The sequence below is a fragment of the Flavobacterium sp. ov086 genome, from assembly GCF_900187965.1.
GTDB lineage: Bacteria > Bacteroidota > Bacteroidia > Flavobacteriales > Flavobacteriaceae > Flavobacterium.
Map to the genome: position 1 here is coordinate 1 of NZ_FZNL01000035.1, position 14414 is coordinate 14414.

Here is a 14414-nt window from a genome sequence, read left to right on the forward strand (position 1 = left end):
CACTTGGTATATTAAAAACAAAACAGGCTTCAATCAAAGATAAAGACTTCTTCTGAATTTTTTTTAATACTTTAAGTTTAAAATCAATGCTGTAATATTGATTCATTTTAGGCAAAAGACCTTCGTTACCATAATGCTTATAAAGGTTAATCCACTTTCTGAGATTACTCTCAGTAAAATTATTCTCTTTTGCAACTGAGCGAATTGAATAATTATTTTTTAGAACTTCCTGAACACAACGAAGTTTAAACTCATAATTATATTTTACTTTTCTTTCCATAAAAATGCCCCCAAATAGTGTCTAACTTTTTGGGGGCAGTTCATGCGGGACTTTTTTTTATTTTAGTTTTTTGTTTGTCAGGTTTCATTTTGCCGTTGCGATCTTGTTATTTCAGATCGAAGGGAGACCTGCACGATAGCAAACAGACGAAGTAAACCACATATTTTGTTCTTTCGGCACTTCTCAAAAAATTCCGAAGAAATGATTTAATTTATATTGTAACAACGTTCCGAGGCTTCGGGATTAATCCATTGAAACGAATAGAAATTAGCTTTTATCTAGAAATCGGAATGCCAAGATTGGTCATTTTATAGCCAATAACTTTTCTTCTTCAGGAGTATAATAATCAACAATTGCGTAAGATTTTATTCCGGTTATTTTCATTTCGTCAAGAATCTCAACCAAGTTACTATAATTAGATTTTTTACTTGGTTTAATAATTACGGTTATGCCTCTTTCATTTTTTATACCATGCTTTTTAGAATAATCTAAAACAGCATTGTTATATTTTAATAACTCTTTATGTATTCCTTCCTTGCCATATGCAATTTTTTCAGGCTTCTTTACAGGGTTTTCTAAAAGACCAATAAAGTAGGTTATTTTATCATTTTTATCCAGTAAAATTGTAACCGATCTATTTTCCTCAGCATAACGGGGTATACAGTCACAACATCCATGATCCGGGAAATCTAACTCCATTGCTTTTGGCTTCGCTAACTCAATTGTCACCATAAAAAATATAATCAACAAGAATGAAACGCTAACCATTGCGGTCAAATCAACTCTTGTACTGAGCTTTTTACTTCTAACTTTTTTTGGTAAATTTTCCATGTTTGAAAGGCTTAATTAGAGGCTAATAATTTTGTTTCTTCTGAAGTGAATTCATTTACAATAACATAAGTATCAATTTTTGCAATTGCCATTTCGTCAAGAATATCAACTAAATTTTTATAGTTACATTTTTTACTTGGCTTGATAATTACAATAACGCCACTTTTAGGTTTTCCTATAGCTGTCATGTATTCTTGTATTTGTTTCTTTTTAAGAAATACTTCTTTGCGAATACCGTTTTCGTCAAAATTAATTTCTTTTGGGCCGTCCAATGGGGAAGACAGCAAACCTGAATAGGTAATTATTTTATTGTTGTCGTCTAGTAAGAGCGTTACGATGCGATTACTCATGCCAACACCGCAAGTGATAACACCATTCCAGTCCTCATCGCAATATCTTTGAGGCAAATTTAAGTCAACAATTTTAGGCTTCGCCAATTCAATCGTAACCATAAAAAATATAATCAACAAAAAAGAAACGCTAACCATTGCAGTCAAATCGACTTTTGTACTTAATTTTTTACTTCTTACTTTTTTAGGTAGATTTTCCATGTTTGAAATGTTTTAATTAGAAGCTAATAATTTTGTCTCTTCAGGACTAAAGTCGTTTACAACGGCGTAAGTTCCAATATTCGCAATAGTCATTTCATCTAAAATGTCAATTAAATTTTTAAAATTAGACTTTTTAGTAGGCTTTATAATTATAACTATACTTTCAGGTTTCAGACCTTTTGAAGCGTATTTAAGTAAACTATTTTTTCTTTTCAATAATTCTTTTCGGATTCCCTCTCTGCCATATTTAATTTCTTTTGGAGCAATCATTGGAGATTCTAAAAGCCCCATATAATATATCAATTTATTGTTTTCACCTAAAATTATAGTTATTGATCTGTTTTCACCTTCATGTGTTCCGCAAATGATGGTTCCTTCACCATTGTCCGGTAAACTTAAGCTTACAGCTTTTGGTTTCGCCAACTCAATCGTAACCATAAAAAATATAATCAACAAGAAAGAAACACTAACCATTGCAGTCAAATCAACTCTTGTACTTAGCTTTTTACTTCTTACTTTTTTAGGCAGGTTTTCCATGTTTCAAATGTTTTTATTTAGAAGCTAATAATTTTTCCTCTTCTGGTGTAAAATCTTTTACGATGGCATAATTATGAGTATTGGTAATTATCATTTCATCTAAAATGTCAATTAAATTTTTATTAGTTGATTTTGTACCAGGTTTGATAATTACAAATAGTTTTTTAGGCTCGGTAAGTTTAGATGAATTTTTAAGTAAGTTTTTATTTTGCAGGGTTAATTCTCTATGGATTCCGTTTTTCCCATACTTTGTTTCTTTTGGGGAAATCACAGGAGACCCTAATGCTCCCATATAATAAATTATTCTATTGTTTTCACCCAATAAGATCGTAATTAATTCAGTATTGCTTTTATCAAATTTCGTTTGGTTTAGTTGCTCATTAGTTTCAGTCAAACTTATAGTCATAGCTTTTGGTTCAGTCAATTTTGATAGAGCTATAAAAAAAACTATAAACAAAAGAGAAATAGTTGCAATCGCAATTCCGATAATCTTTAGAGATTTATTTTTATTCTTTTCTTTCTCTTGTAAACTTTTCATATAATTAATCCATTTTTCAATAAAGTTAACAATAAAATTAACAAAATAATATACTGGATTTTAAAAATAATTAAAAATAAATTTCAGTATTAAAGCCTTGTTTCACAATGTGTTTTTAAGGATATTCAATAAAAAATCCTCTTTTTATTTTTTTTGCTAAAACCAAAACGATTGTTATGGCGTAAATGAGCTTATAACTTAAAACATTTATTATGAAAACTAGAAAATTTTTAGCCGCAGCAATTTTAGCACTTGGATTTGGTTTTACATCATTCGCACAAAAAACTGTAATGGTTGGTGGAGCCGCAATGTATCCAAACAAAAATATTATTGAAAATGCCGTAAACTCAAAAGATCATACAACATTGGTTGCTGCTGTAAAAGCTGCAGGTTTAGTAGAGACATTGCAAGGCAAAGGTCCTTTTACTGTTTTTGCTCCAACAAACGAAGCTTTTGCAAAATTACCTGCAGGAACTGTCGATACATTATTAAAACCTGAAAACATTAAAACATTGCAAACGATCTTAACCTATCATGTTGTAGCAGGAAAATGGAATGCATCTGATATTGCCAAAGCAATTAAAGCAGGTAAAGGTAAAGCAAGTATTAAAACGGTGAGTGGTGGTACGATAACAGCGTGGATGCAAGGAAAAGATCTTTACATTAGCGACGAAAGCGGAAACAAAGCTAAAGTTACAATTGCTGACGTAAACCAATCGAATGGTGTAATTCATGTAGTTGATACTGTATTGTTGCCAAAAATGTAATACTGTTTGGAAAATTCCAAAAAAAAATAAAATTCCAAATCCTCATTTTTATAGATTGGAATTTTATTAGAGTTTCAAAAAAATAAAAGTTGAAACTTGGTCCCGAGGCTTTCAGTAATGTTATTAAGTTAAGGAGGAATCTATAAAATGACTTAACAGTTTAATCAAGATAATAATTAGAAAAATCCGTTTTTATCAGCGTTTTCGCTTTAGCAAATCAGTAAAATCAGCGTCTAATTTTGACGCGGATAAAACAGATTTACTTCGTAAAAACACGGATAAAAACGGATTTTATTCTCTAAAAGCTTAACTTAATGACATTACCTGAGGCTTCAGGATTAATAATTAGAATTTCTAAAAAAAAAAACTTATCTTTTGGCAGTCAAAGTTGATCCTGCAGAAGCAACAACAACACAAGCCACAGCCAAAATTTCATAAAAACTTAAATTTTCCTGCAAGAATATAAAAGCGCAAATTGCTGCAGCTGCAGGTTCTAAGCTCATTAAAATACTGAAAGTACGGGGAGGAAGCTGACCTAGAGCTTTCATCTCTAGTGTAAACGGAATCGCACTTGATAAAAGCGCTAAAGCAACACCCATTCCAAGAAGTTTTGGAGTGAGATTTGACAATCCGTTTTCGTAAAAACCAAACGGAAGAATAAGAATCGCTCCAAACAACATTCCGGTTGCAACTGCCTGACCGCCATGCATTATTTTAGAAACTTTTCCGCCCAGAACGATATACGTTGCCCAAAGCGCACCTGCTAAAAGTGCATATAAAACCCCTAATGAATCGATATTATTACTTGACCAAGGCGCTATAAGTACAATTCCAACTGCTGCAAGGAGAACCCAACAATAATCGATTAAACGTTTTGAACCAATTATAGCTACCAATAACGGACCTATAAATTCTAAAGTTACTGCGAGTCCAATTGGGATTCTTTCGATCGCCATATAAAAAATCAAATTCATTGCTCCTAAAGTTAAACCGTATGGAACAACAATTTTCCATTGGTCAGGAGTAATTTCCCTTAAATTTGGTCTGTAGGCAAGGAGTAAAATTATAGCCGAAACTCCAATTCGGATCGATGCTGTTCCTGCGGCTCCAATTGCAGGAAATAAGGTTTTTGCAATTGCGGCACCACATTGTACACTAATAATTGCTAAAAGTACTGCGTAAATAGGAGGTATATTGAATTCTTTATTTTTCATGAGAACTGTAAAATGAGATAATAAAATGCATCGGGAATGAAACATCTTTTATCTCTTAAGAAGAAAGTGTGCTGAAACTAAGTTCAACTACTAAAAAGATATTTTATATTATTGTAAAGCCCGTTTTGTAACAAAAGCCCGGTAACCTATAATTGCCATTTGCCATTTTTTTGCTTTCGAAATATCCAAACCTTGTTTGGTAAAACTCGGTAAAAGAATTTTATTGATTTTAGCTAAAATTTTGTACATCGCAGGTTAATTTTTGGCAAAGATATGAAAAAAGACCTTGCGGTTGTGCAAAGTCTTTTTGGGTGGTTTACTATTGAATATTAAATGTTTATTCCGTTTTTAGAATCAAATTCTTGTCAGGTCCATTCTCTACGTTTGAGGCATTTTTTGGAGCCTGAATCCAACCAGTTTCATTAATTACAAATTTGAAGATATTGATCTTATCTTTTTCAAATTGACTTTTAGGAACCGATAGCTCAAATGTGTTTTTGTTTCTTCGAATCATTTTATAGTTTTTATCCTTTGGATTCCAATTGTCAAAAGAACCAGCGATTGAAACACTTTTTACCAAATTTGCATCAAGTGATTTATCATGAACATATCTAAATACTATAGCGTCAGAAGTAGCTGAATAGCCGTAAGTTTCGTTTTTGTCATCGGCTTTAGCCAGTAATTCATTAGACAAATTTACTATGGCATTTCCCAATGCATTTGAAGTCTTTTCATTACTGATATTTACGATTATTGAAATTCCTAAATTTCGCTCCGGATAAACCAAAAACATGTTTTGTGTCCCAAAAGCGCCGCCATGTTTCCAGCAGTTTCGGCCATTATTATCCACTTGAATCCCATCCCAGAAATAACCGTTCCAATCACTATCAGAATCCAGAAGATTCCTTTGAGATTCCAAAACTATTTTATTTTGGGTATTTAATTCAAAAGCAATGAATTTAGTCAGATCATCTAAAGTAGATTTTAAATATCCGGCTGCTCCCCAGAGATTGTCTGAGATATTTGGCATTAATTTTTTGCCATTATAACCGTTGGCAATAACTGTATTTTTATCAGGATTTAAAACTGTTGATGTCATATTTAATTTAGACAGGATATTTTCTTTTAATAATGTCTCATAATTCTTATGATAAATATTTTCGAGTATATGCGCTGCCAATTGAACACTTCCGTTGCTATATTTAAATTTCGTTCCCGGTAAAGTATCTAATTTTATTGTTTTTAGATCCTGAAAGAATTTTTCTCGTGAATAAGAATCATCTAGTTTTTTAAAGCCAATATAACTACTGTCGTTCGGATTTTTTCTTAATTCTGAGGTATCGGGTAAATCTTTGTTGAAGCCGGTTCTAAATGAAACCAAATCTTTAATTCTGATAGGTTTTCCCTCATATTCTAAATTAGGATAAGAACCTGTTATGTATTTTCTAATGTCATCATTAAGATTTATTTTATGTTCAAAAACTGCTTGTGCCATCAATAATCCGGTAAACAATTTAGTGATCGAAGCGACTTCAAAAACCGTATTATTGTTTGCCTGATTGTTTTTGTCTTTGTCAATTTCTCCATAATGCTTCGTATAGGTTTTACCGTCTTTTACAATGCCAATTGAGACAGAATTTGCCTTTGAGTTTTCCATTAAAACTCCGGCACTTTTATCCATTAGTAGCAGTATTTGCTTTTCAGAAAAAGAAGTAGTTTGTTGCGCTGCGCAAGAAAAGGTAATTCCAATTAAAAATAGTAAGATTGATTTTTTCATTTTGGCAGGGTATTAATGTTAATGCTTTTCGTTTTATAATAAATTAAAAAACCAGTGTTATATACACTGGTTTTATCTCTAAATGAAGTTTCTAAATATGATTTATTGGGATTTAAGATTTTTTAATGTCTCTCTCCACTTTTCTCATATTTTTTTCATGAGCTTTCATATTTTGCTCATAAACCTTCATATCTTTTTCAAATTGCTCCATTTTCTTTTCGAAATCTCCTCCAAGTTGCTGCTCAATATATGCACCATATTTATCCATTTCTGCACCAAATTTCTCCATAGCAATTTCATACTTTTTCATTTCTTTATCATAAACAGGTTCACGTTTTGACATAATGTCTTCTACCTGATCTTGATAAGCATCCAATTTTGGTTGAAATGCGTCCATTTTTTTCTGAAATTCTGCCATCTTTTTGTCGAAATCTTTCATAGCCACTTTGTCCTTAATGTTTTTTGGCAGAACAGGAGGTTTTGGCATATTTGACATATTTGGCGGAGCCGGAAGCTCTAAGTCCTGTGGCAATACTGGCATTACCGGAGCAACTGGTGCCGGCTGTAATTCTGGTGTTGCTGGAGGCGTAGGAGGAACCGGAGGGGTCAATCTATCCGAGTCGTTGTAGCTTTCGATTTCCGCTACACGATCTTCATAATTAGTTGACTTATTATTCTCTGTATCTGTAACAACACCAATTTTTTTAATGCCATTCTTCTCAGTTGAAACAGAGATTCCAAAGCTTTCTATAGCTTCGTCACCATCAATTTCAATGGTTTGAACTTCTTTTGTTCCTTGCTTAATGTTGACTTTAATTCGGATTAATTCGTTTTTAGAGTTTCTCTTTATATTAGAAACAGCAACATCTGCACCATGATTCTTTTTTAGCTTCTCGGCCATTACTTTTAATTCCTGATCAGTTGTATTTTTGGTAATGTTATAAATATCATCTGAGTCATTAGTTTTAGAAATTTCCTTAGGCTGATTTTTCTCTTGTGCGATAGTTTTAATTTGAAACAACAGTACAAAGGCAACAAGTGCCGGAAGTATAGCGTAGTACTTCCAATAATTCCTTTTTTTTGATTGATTTTTGTTTAACATGACAATTCGTTTTTTGATTAATGATTGATAAAAATGATTGGTAATTGCAACACATGATTCGTGTGTTGTGATTTTTAAAAGCGTGTATTGATACGCTTTTTTGTCTGATATTTTTTTGGCAGCTTCACTGTCTGCAATGAATTCAAGATTTTGAAGTATCGCCTTTTTGTACAACCAGATAATTGGATTGAACCAAAAAAGGACGCAAAAAACTCTTGAAATCAAAACATCTATAGTATGATTTTGATCGCTATGCACTTTTTCATGCTCAATAATATTTTCTAATTCTGAGGCTGTATACATTGATGAGTTGTATACGATATAATCAAAATAAGAAAAAGGAGCAATGTTCTCATGAATATCTATAAACTTGAAATCAGCTTGTTGGTGTATTTTTTTACCTTTTAAAACGGAATTTAAACTATAAAAATCAAGTGCAAACTTTATAATTAAAGCAAGAAAACCGATGCAATAAATAGCAAGAAAAACATAATTCCAGTTAATCTCAAAAGATTCCTGTATGATTGCATGCTGCGGAATATAAGCTCGAGAATAATTCATATCAGAAACAGGCATTGTAACCGGGTCAATCCAAACTACTTTAGTATAAACCAAAAAAGGCAATACAATAGAGGTTATTAATCCGGCCAACAAGAACCATCTGCTGCTGTTAAAAAAAGTTTCTTTGCGCAGTAAAAAATAATAAGCACAGTAAAACAATAATAGTAACCCACTTGATTTTGCGATAAAAATAAAAAGTGCTTCCATAACGATTATTTTACTTCTTGAGGAATTTCAATCATTGCCAGTATTTCGCGTAATTCTGCTGCCGAAATTTTTTCTTCTTTGGCAAAAAATGAAACCATACTTTTATAAGAACTATTGAAGTAATTATCAATTGCCGTACTCATAAAACCTTTACTGTATTCTTCAATACTTACAACTGGATGATATTGATGTGTATTTCCAAAAGCCTGATGTCCTACATAACCTTTTTCTTCAAGATTACGAACAATAGTCGAAAGGGTATTGTAATGCGGTTGATCTTCGGTAATTTCTGTTTGAATCTCTTTTACAAAAGCTTTTTTAAGCTTCCATAAAATATGCATGATTTCTTCTTCTTTGTTGGTTAGCTTTTGCATAATTTTAGTTTTTAAATGCAATTCAAATTAATTTTTCATTTCGATAATAACGGCTCCATTTGAACCTTCATCGCCATATTTAGCAATAGCTTCAGGACTTTTTAAAACATTTATTGCTTTGATACTGCCAGGGTTTATAGAATTTGATTCTTCAGCACTTATATGACCAATTACAACTCCGTCGATAATATATAATGGATCAGAGTTAATTTTAATAGTTTGCTGTCCGTTTTTATTAGTTACAGTAACATTTGTATTTACGTTTCCATTAGTACTTACAACAGTAGAAGTAGTGGTACTAACATTGCAATCAGTTTTTGTGCTAGTATTAGAATTAGTGTCAACATTAGTGTTAGTTTTAGAGTTTTGAACTTTTACTATTTCAATTTTTTTTGTTTTATCATTGGCTCTAGAATCACCAATTTGGTTATTTGCAACTAAGCTGATTTTTTTAGAACCATCATCCTGAGTTACAATCATAAATCCGCAATCTTTAATGCCTTTATCACCAAGAACCTCATATTCCTGCTCTTGCCCTTCACCAATTTTTGCATGTACTTTTATTGCAACTAGTTCGTTTTGAGAATTTCGTTTTAATTCTGCAATTGTAAAATCGACATTGTGATTTAGTTTTAGTTTTTCGGCAATAACTTTTAATTCCTGATCTGTAGTAGTTTTATTGATTGTGAAAATATCAACAGATTTAATTTCTTTTTTAGAAACTTCAACAACAGTTCCTTTTTTCTCCTTTGCAATTACTTCCACCTGAAATAAAAGCACAAACGCCGCAAGAGCTGGAATTACAACATAATACTTCCATGAATTACTCTTTTTTGATTGATTTTTGTTTAACATAACGATTCGTTTTTTGATTAATGATTGATAAAAATGATTGGTGATTGCAACACATGATTGGTGTGTTGTTATTTTTAAAAGTGTGTATTGATACGCTTTTTTGTCGGCTATTTTCTTGGCAGCTTCACTATCAGCAATGAATTCAAGATTTTGAACAATTGCTTTTTTGTAAAACCATATGATTGGATTGAACCAAAACAACATACAGAATACTCTCGAAACAAGAACGTCTACAGTATGATTTTGATCGCTGTGAACTTTTTCATGTTCCAGAATACTCTCTAATTCTGATGCCGTGTACATTGATGAGTTGTAAACGATATAATCAAAATAGGAGAAAGGAGCAATGTTTTCTTTTACATCTATAAATTTAAAATCGGCTTGTTGTTGTATTTTTTTTCCTTTTATAATAGAATTTAAACTGTAGAAATCGATCCCAAATTTGATTAAGAAACCAAGGAAACCAATACTATAAACAGCAATAATGACAAGATTCCAATTTACTTCAAAAGCATTATTTTCTGTGTTTAAAGGATAAAGCGCCGTATAATTCATATTTGAAGCAGGAGTAGGGTTAATCCAGACTACTTTGGTGTAAACCAAAAAAGGCATTACAACAGAAGTTATTAAACCAGCCAATAAAAACCATCTGTTACTATTGAAAAAAGTTTCTTTACGTAATAAAAAATGATACGCTAAAAAGAACAAAATTATCAATCCGCTTGATTTTGCTATGAATATAAAAAGTGCTTCCATAAACAATTATTTATCTTCTTTTGGAGTTTCAATCATAGCAAGGATTTCGCGTAATTCGGCAGCAGAAATCTTTTCTTCTTTAGCAAAAAAGGATACCATATTTTTATAAGAACTATTAAAGAAATTATCAATAGCGGTATTCATAAACTTTTTACTATAAGCTTCGAGCGTAACGGCAGGATAATATTGATGTGTGTTTCCAAAAGCATTATGTCCCACAAAACCTTTTTCTTCAAGATTACGCACAATAGTCGAAAGAGTATTGTAATGCGGTTGATCCTCAGTTATTTCAGCCTGAATCTCTTTTACAAAAGCTTTTTTTAGCCTCCATAAAATGTGCATGATTTCTTCTTCTTTGTTGGTTAACTTTTGCATGTTTTCTAATTTTAATTCAAATCTACAACTATTTTTCTAGTTACACAACTATAAAAGTAGTTATTTAACTAAAAAATACGTTTGATTGATTTTGAAGCATAGAAAATTTGCTTACAATGCGTTTATTTTAACCGCAAAGCCCGCAATGTGTTTTATGCATTAATATGCACATAAACGCAGAGTTCGCAAAGCTGTGAGGATATAGCTTTGCGAACTTTGTGTTTGTAATAAGTAGCAATAAATAAAAAAACTTAGCGAACTTCGCGGTAAAATTTCACCAGTTTATATTGAATAGCACTTAACGAATTTTCTCATGGAGTAGAGCTTTTTTAATCCAAAAGCAGCAAAGTGTAGCAAATACTCCAATACAAGCCATAAACAACCAGTTCATTTGATAACCTAAGCGGGAAATAATTTCGAAGCCAACTTTAGAGCTTATAATATGAGCTAAACTAAAACTCATTGTATAGAGTGCCATATAACGACCTTCCTGACCTTTTGGAGCTCGACTTAAAGCAAAAGCATTCGAAAAAGGAAAAGTCAAAATCTCTCCAATTGATATGCAAATCATACTAATAACTAAGATTCCGGCCCAAACATTAATAAGTAACAGAAAGAAACTTAGCGCCATAATAAATGATCCCAGAATAATGATTTTTATTTTCGGGAAACCTTTTCTTTCCATAAAACCAACCGTTGGCATTTCTAAGGCAAAGATTAAAAGTCCGTTTAGAGTCATTAATAATCCCGTTTGGAACTCTGATAAACCAAATTTCTCATTATGATATAGTGGTAAAGTTGTAAAAAGCTGAAAGAAAATCATTGCCGTAACGAAGCTCACAAACAAAAAGACCCAAAAGATTTTATCGTGAAATACCGATTTTATTTCTGAAGCACTCTCCATTTTATCCTCATGGACCACTTTTTTCTTCTCTTTAACTAATAACGCAAATATGGAAATAGAGATAATACACGACGCACCATCAACCCAGAATAAACCAGAATAACCAATTCCCATAATAATCAAACCTCCTAAAGCTGGTCCTGCGGCAAAACCAAGATTTACTGCTAGACGTACCAGAGTCAAGGCTCGCGTCCTATTTTCGGGTTTTGCATAGGCACCTAACGAAACAAACATCGCCGGTCTAAACATATCTGCAATGGTCATTAAAATAAACATCGCAACGCAAAGCGCCCAAAATGTCGTAATATATTGTACAAAGAAAAGTGAGACTCCACTGGTAAATAAACTAAAAATCATGATTTTGTAAAACCCGATTTTATCTGATAATTTTCCGCCCAGCCACGAACCTAACATCGATCCCAGACCAAATGCAACCATAATCCAACCTACTTGATTATAAGTAAAATGAAGGTCTTCTTTTAAGTATTTTGATAAAAAGGGAAGCACCATCGTTCCGGCACGATTGATAAAAGTAACTATTGTAAGTATCCAAATTTCTCTTGAAAATCCTTTAAAATTGTTGATGTAGTGGTTAAAAGCAGTTTTGAGCATTGTAAAATAAGTTATTTGCAACAAAGTTAGGAAACTTTGTCACGTAGAGTGGTTGTCTCATTGTTACTTTTAAACTATTTTTGCTGAAAATTTCCAAGATGAAAAATTCTATTATACTTGTTTTAATATTGGTTTTTAATTTCGGCTTTAGCCAAAAGAAATTTGATCAGAATGAGGTCAAAAAATTCCAGAGTAAAATAAATTCGGAATATGCTGATGCAAAGACAAGTCCGTTGATGGCTGAAGACCTAAAAGGATTTAAAACTTTGGATTTTTTCCCAACATCAGGTAAATATTTTGTTGTGGCAAAATTTGAAAAAGCACAAGATGAGAAAGTTTTTGAAATGAAAACAACAGGAACAAGAACTCCAAAATATATTAAATACGGAACATTATATTTCACAATAGACGGTGTTGATTTGAAATTGAATGTATACAGAAACATTGAACTTTCGAAAACAAAGGAATATAAAGATCATTTGTTTTTACCTTTCTCAGATCTTACAAGTGGTAAAGAAAGTTATATTGGTGGAAGATATATTGATTTGAAAATTCCAAAAGGGAATACAATTGCAGTAGATTTTAATCAGGCATACAATCCATATTGCGCTTACAATCATAAATATTCTTGTCCGCTTGTTCCTTTAGAAAACGATTTGAAAGTAGAAATTAAAGCGGGAGTAAAAACTTTTCATTAATGGATTTTTTTAATTTTCATACGCATCAATTTACAAATCAGTCCAATATATTGGAATTGGTCAATCAATATCCGCAAGAATTTGATACTTCGATTCCGTATTATTCGATAGGGATTCATCCTTGGTATATTAAGGAAGACCAAGTTGATGCCGATTTGAAAATTATTGAAGACAAATTGCAAACTAAAAATTGTCTTGCCCTTGGCGAATGTGGTTTAGATAAACGAATCGAAATTCCGCTGGAACAGCAAATCATAGTTTTTGAAAAGCAATTGACTTTAGCCGAAAAGTACCAAAAACCGGTCGTAATTCATTGTGTTGCGGCTTTTCAGGAAGTGATTGCAATCAGAAAAAAAATGAAGATTTCTGTGCCAATGATTATTCACGGATTTTCGAAAAACAGTCAAATTGCAGAACAATTAATCAAAGCTGGATTTTATATTTCGTTTGGAAAATATTTACTGAGAAATCCTGAATTGAAAACGGTTTTTAAAGAAATTCCAAGCAATCGTTTTTTTCTGGAAACAGATACAATTGAAGAAAATATTCAGCAGGTTTATGATTTAGCATCAGAATATAAAAATATAACAATCAAAGAATTACAAGAGATTATCTCAAGTAATTTCAATAAGGTGTTTCAGGACAATAACTTGAAACATGAAACAATTTAAACTAAAAAAACAAAAATTTAGATATGGCAGAGTGGACAGAAAGAGCCGAACTTTTATTTACTAAACAAGGATTAGAAAACTTGCAAAACTCAAATGTTTTGGTGGTAGGTTTAGGAGGAGTTGGATCATTTGCAGCAGAGTTTTTGGCAAGAGCCGGAGTAGGAAGCATGACAATTGTAGATGGTGATGTAGTAGATATTACAAATATTAACAGACAATTGCCAGCTTTACATTCAACGGTTGGCCAACCAAAAATTACAATTGTAGGAGATCGTTTATTGGATATTAATCCGGAATTAAAATTAACTCGTGTTCAGGAATTTTTATCTCCTGAGAGAGCTTTTGAGATCGTTTCGCCAGAATTTGATTATGTCTTGGATTGTATTGATAGTATTACTCCAAAGATAAATTTGATTATTGCTGCAAAACGAAAAAGAGTTAAGATTATAAGCAGCATGGGAGCTGGTGGAAAAATGCTGGCTTCAAAAGTAAAAGTAACCGATATTTCTAAAACAATAAATTGCTATTTTTCTAAAACGATCAGAAAGCGTTTAAAAATCGAAAAAATCAATAAACTGAAAGTTGTTTTCTCATCAGAAATTCAGGATGAAAAAAGCTTGAAATTAACCGACGGAAAAAACTTCAAAAAGTCATTCTACGGAACCAACAGTTACATGCCAGGATTATTTGGTCTTCATGTTGCTGAAACTGTGATCCGTCATTTGCTTATTAAAAAAGATTAGAAAAGTTTGTTTCAGGTTTTCTTTGTTTCAGGTTTCAAGTTTTGGATACGCACGAACTTTG

The 14414-nt window shown here is 32.0% G+C and carries 17 protein-coding genes; 4 read left to right on the forward strand and 13 right to left on the reverse strand.

All coding sequences use genetic code 11. The features are described from left to right. The 5 genes from CHB81_RS24840 to CHB81_RS24860 all read right to left on the reverse strand — a co-directional run. The coding region (locus tag CHB81_RS24840; protein ID WP_141130457.1) for a transposase at window positions 1-280 on the reverse strand (280 nt) is incomplete at its 3' end. Between the two features lie 303 nt (window positions 281-583). Next, the gene (locus tag CHB81_RS24845; protein ID WP_089354511.1) at window positions 584-1111 is read right to left on the reverse strand and encodes a biopolymer transporter ExbD; all 528 of its coding nucleotides are present in this window, start codon (window positions 1109-1111) and stop codon (window positions 584-586) included. An 11-nt stretch (window positions 1112-1122) separates the two neighbouring features. Continuing rightward, window positions 1123-1662, reverse strand: coding sequence for a biopolymer transporter ExbD (locus CHB81_RS24850; RefSeq protein WP_089354512.1), 540 nt, complete (start codon window positions 1660-1662; stop codon window positions 1123-1125). A 12-nt stretch (window positions 1663-1674) separates the two neighbouring features. Further along, on the reverse strand, window positions 1675-2199 hold the full coding sequence (locus tag CHB81_RS24855) for a biopolymer transporter ExbD (RefSeq protein ID WP_089354513.1): 525 nt from the start codon (window positions 2197-2199) through the stop codon (window positions 1675-1677). A gap of 13 nt (window positions 2200-2212) precedes the next feature. Beyond that, window positions 2213-2737 (reverse strand): biopolymer transporter ExbD, encoded by a 525-nt coding sequence (locus CHB81_RS24860; protein WP_089354514.1) that lies wholly within the window; start codon window positions 2735-2737, stop codon window positions 2213-2215. A 212-nt stretch (window positions 2738-2949) separates the two neighbouring features. Between CHB81_RS24860 and CHB81_RS24865 the strand changes: the two genes are divergently transcribed. Continuing rightward, window positions 2950-3504 (forward strand): fasciclin domain-containing protein, encoded by a 555-nt coding sequence (locus CHB81_RS24865; protein ID WP_089354515.1) that lies wholly within the window; start codon window positions 2950-2952, stop codon window positions 3502-3504. Window positions 3505-3872: 368 nt separating this feature from the next. On the opposite strand, the gene CHB81_RS24870 is transcribed toward CHB81_RS24865, so the two are convergent. From CHB81_RS24870 to CHB81_RS24905, 8 genes are all read right to left on the reverse strand, one after another. After that, window positions 3873-4718: a DMT family transporter gene (locus CHB81_RS24870; RefSeq protein ID WP_089354516.1), complete on the reverse strand. Its 846-nt coding sequence runs from the start codon at window positions 4716-4718 to the stop codon at window positions 3873-3875. Window positions 4719-4826: 108 nt separating this feature from the next. Beyond that, complete coding sequence (locus CHB81_RS24875; RefSeq protein ID WP_089354517.1) at window positions 4827-4967, reverse strand: SsrA-binding protein; 141 nt, start codon at window positions 4965-4967, stop codon at window positions 4827-4829. Window positions 4968-5055: 88 nt separating this feature from the next. Further along, window positions 5056-6495 carry a serine hydrolase gene (locus CHB81_RS24880; protein ID WP_089354518.1) on the reverse strand — a complete coding sequence of 480 codons (1440 nt, stop codon included), beginning with the start codon at window positions 6493-6495 and terminating at the stop codon, window positions 5056-5058. A gap of 112 nt (window positions 6496-6607) precedes the next feature. Beyond that, entirely contained in the window at window positions 6608-8365 is a 1758-nt protein-coding gene (locus CHB81_RS24885) for a M56 family metallopeptidase (protein ID WP_089354519.1), read from the reverse strand. A gap of 5 nt (window positions 8366-8370) precedes the next feature. Continuing rightward, on the reverse strand, window positions 8371-8739 hold the full coding sequence (locus tag CHB81_RS24890; protein WP_089354520.1) for a BlaI/MecI/CopY family transcriptional regulator: 369 nt from the start codon (window positions 8737-8739) through the stop codon (window positions 8371-8373). Window positions 8740-8766: 27 nt separating this feature from the next. Next, complete coding sequence (locus CHB81_RS24895; RefSeq protein ID WP_089354521.1) at window positions 8767-10350, reverse strand: M56 family metallopeptidase; 1584 nt, start codon at window positions 10348-10350, stop codon at window positions 8767-8769. Window positions 10351-10356: 6 nt separating this feature from the next. Beyond that, window positions 10357-10725, reverse strand: coding sequence for a BlaI/MecI/CopY family transcriptional regulator (locus CHB81_RS24900; RefSeq protein WP_089354522.1), 369 nt, complete (start codon window positions 10723-10725; stop codon window positions 10357-10359). Between the two features lie 298 nt (window positions 10726-11023). After that, window positions 11024-12241: an MFS transporter gene (locus CHB81_RS24905; protein ID WP_089354523.1), complete on the reverse strand. Its 1218-nt coding sequence runs from the start codon at window positions 12239-12241 to the stop codon at window positions 11024-11026. Between the two features lie 98 nt (window positions 12242-12339). Here CHB81_RS24905 and CHB81_RS24910 point away from each other — a divergent pair, with 98 nt between their 5' ends. From CHB81_RS24910 to CHB81_RS24920, 3 genes are read left to right on the forward strand one after another with little or no spacing between them, the layout of a single operon-like run. After that, window positions 12340-12939, forward strand: coding sequence for a DUF1684 domain-containing protein (locus tag CHB81_RS24910; RefSeq protein ID WP_089354524.1), 600 nt, complete (start codon window positions 12340-12342; stop codon window positions 12937-12939). Further along, entirely contained in the window at window positions 12939-13610 is a 672-nt protein-coding gene (locus tag CHB81_RS24915; protein WP_089354525.1) for a TatD family hydrolase, read from the forward strand. The genes CHB81_RS24910 and CHB81_RS24915 overlap by 1 nt, the downstream gene beginning before the upstream one ends. Before the next feature lie 23 nt (window positions 13611-13633). Then, window positions 13634-14353, forward strand: a complete 720-nt coding sequence (locus CHB81_RS24920; RefSeq protein ID WP_089354526.1) for a ThiF family adenylyltransferase — start codon at window positions 13634-13636, stop codon at window positions 14351-14353. Window positions 14354-14414: the final 61 nt, after the last annotated feature.

Excerpts from the sequence above, each read along its gene's own strand:
- CHB81_RS24845 (WP_089354511.1), bottom strand. The coding sequence starts at position 1,111 with ATGGAAAATTTACCAAAAAAAGTTAGAAGTAAAAAGCTCAGTACAAGA.
- CHB81_RS24850 (WP_089354512.1), bottom strand. The coding sequence starts at position 1,662 with ATGGAAAATCTACCTAAAAAAGTAAGAAGTAAAAAATTAAGTACAAAA.
- CHB81_RS24855 (WP_089354513.1), bottom strand. The coding sequence starts at position 2,199 with ATGGAAAACCTGCCTAAAAAAGTAAGAAGTAAAAAGCTAAGTACAAGA.
- CHB81_RS24860 (WP_089354514.1), bottom strand. The coding sequence starts at position 2,737 with ATGAAAAGTTTACAAGAGAAAGAAAAGAATAAAAATAAATCTCTAAAG.
- CHB81_RS24865 (WP_089354515.1), top strand. The coding sequence starts at position 2,950 with ATGAAAACTAGAAAATTTTTAGCCGCAGCAATTTTAGCACTTGGATTT.
- CHB81_RS24870 (WP_089354516.1), bottom strand. The coding sequence starts at position 4,718 with ATGAAAAATAAAGAATTCAATATACCTCCTATTTACGCAGTACTTTTA.
- CHB81_RS24875 (WP_089354517.1), bottom strand. The coding sequence starts at position 4,967 with ATGTACAAAATTTTAGCTAAAATCAATAAAATTCTTTTACCGAGTTTT.
- CHB81_RS24880 (WP_089354518.1), bottom strand. The coding sequence starts at position 6,495 with ATGAAAAAATCAATCTTACTATTTTTAATTGGAATTACCTTTTCTTGC.
- CHB81_RS24885 (WP_089354519.1), bottom strand. The coding sequence starts at position 8,365 with ATGGAAGCACTTTTTATTTTTATCGCAAAATCAAGTGGGTTACTATTA.
- CHB81_RS24890 (WP_089354520.1), bottom strand. The coding sequence starts at position 8,739 with ATGCAAAAGCTAACCAACAAAGAAGAAGAAATCATGCATATTTTATGG.
- CHB81_RS24895 (WP_089354521.1), bottom strand. The coding sequence starts at position 10,350 with ATGGAAGCACTTTTTATATTCATAGCAAAATCAAGCGGATTGATAATT.
- CHB81_RS24900 (WP_089354522.1), bottom strand. The coding sequence starts at position 10,725 with ATGCAAAAGTTAACCAACAAAGAAGAAGAAATCATGCACATTTTATGG.
- CHB81_RS24905 (WP_089354523.1), bottom strand. The coding sequence starts at position 12,241 with ATGCTCAAAACTGCTTTTAACCACTACATCAACAATTTTAAAGGATTT.
- CHB81_RS24910 (WP_089354524.1), top strand. The coding sequence starts at position 12,340 with ATGAAAAATTCTATTATACTTGTTTTAATATTGGTTTTTAATTTCGGC.
- CHB81_RS24915 (WP_089354525.1), top strand. The coding sequence starts at position 12,939 with ATGGATTTTTTTAATTTTCATACGCATCAATTTACAAATCAGTCCAAT.
- CHB81_RS24920 (WP_089354526.1), top strand. The coding sequence starts at position 13,634 with ATGGCAGAGTGGACAGAAAGAGCCGAACTTTTATTTACTAAACAAGGA.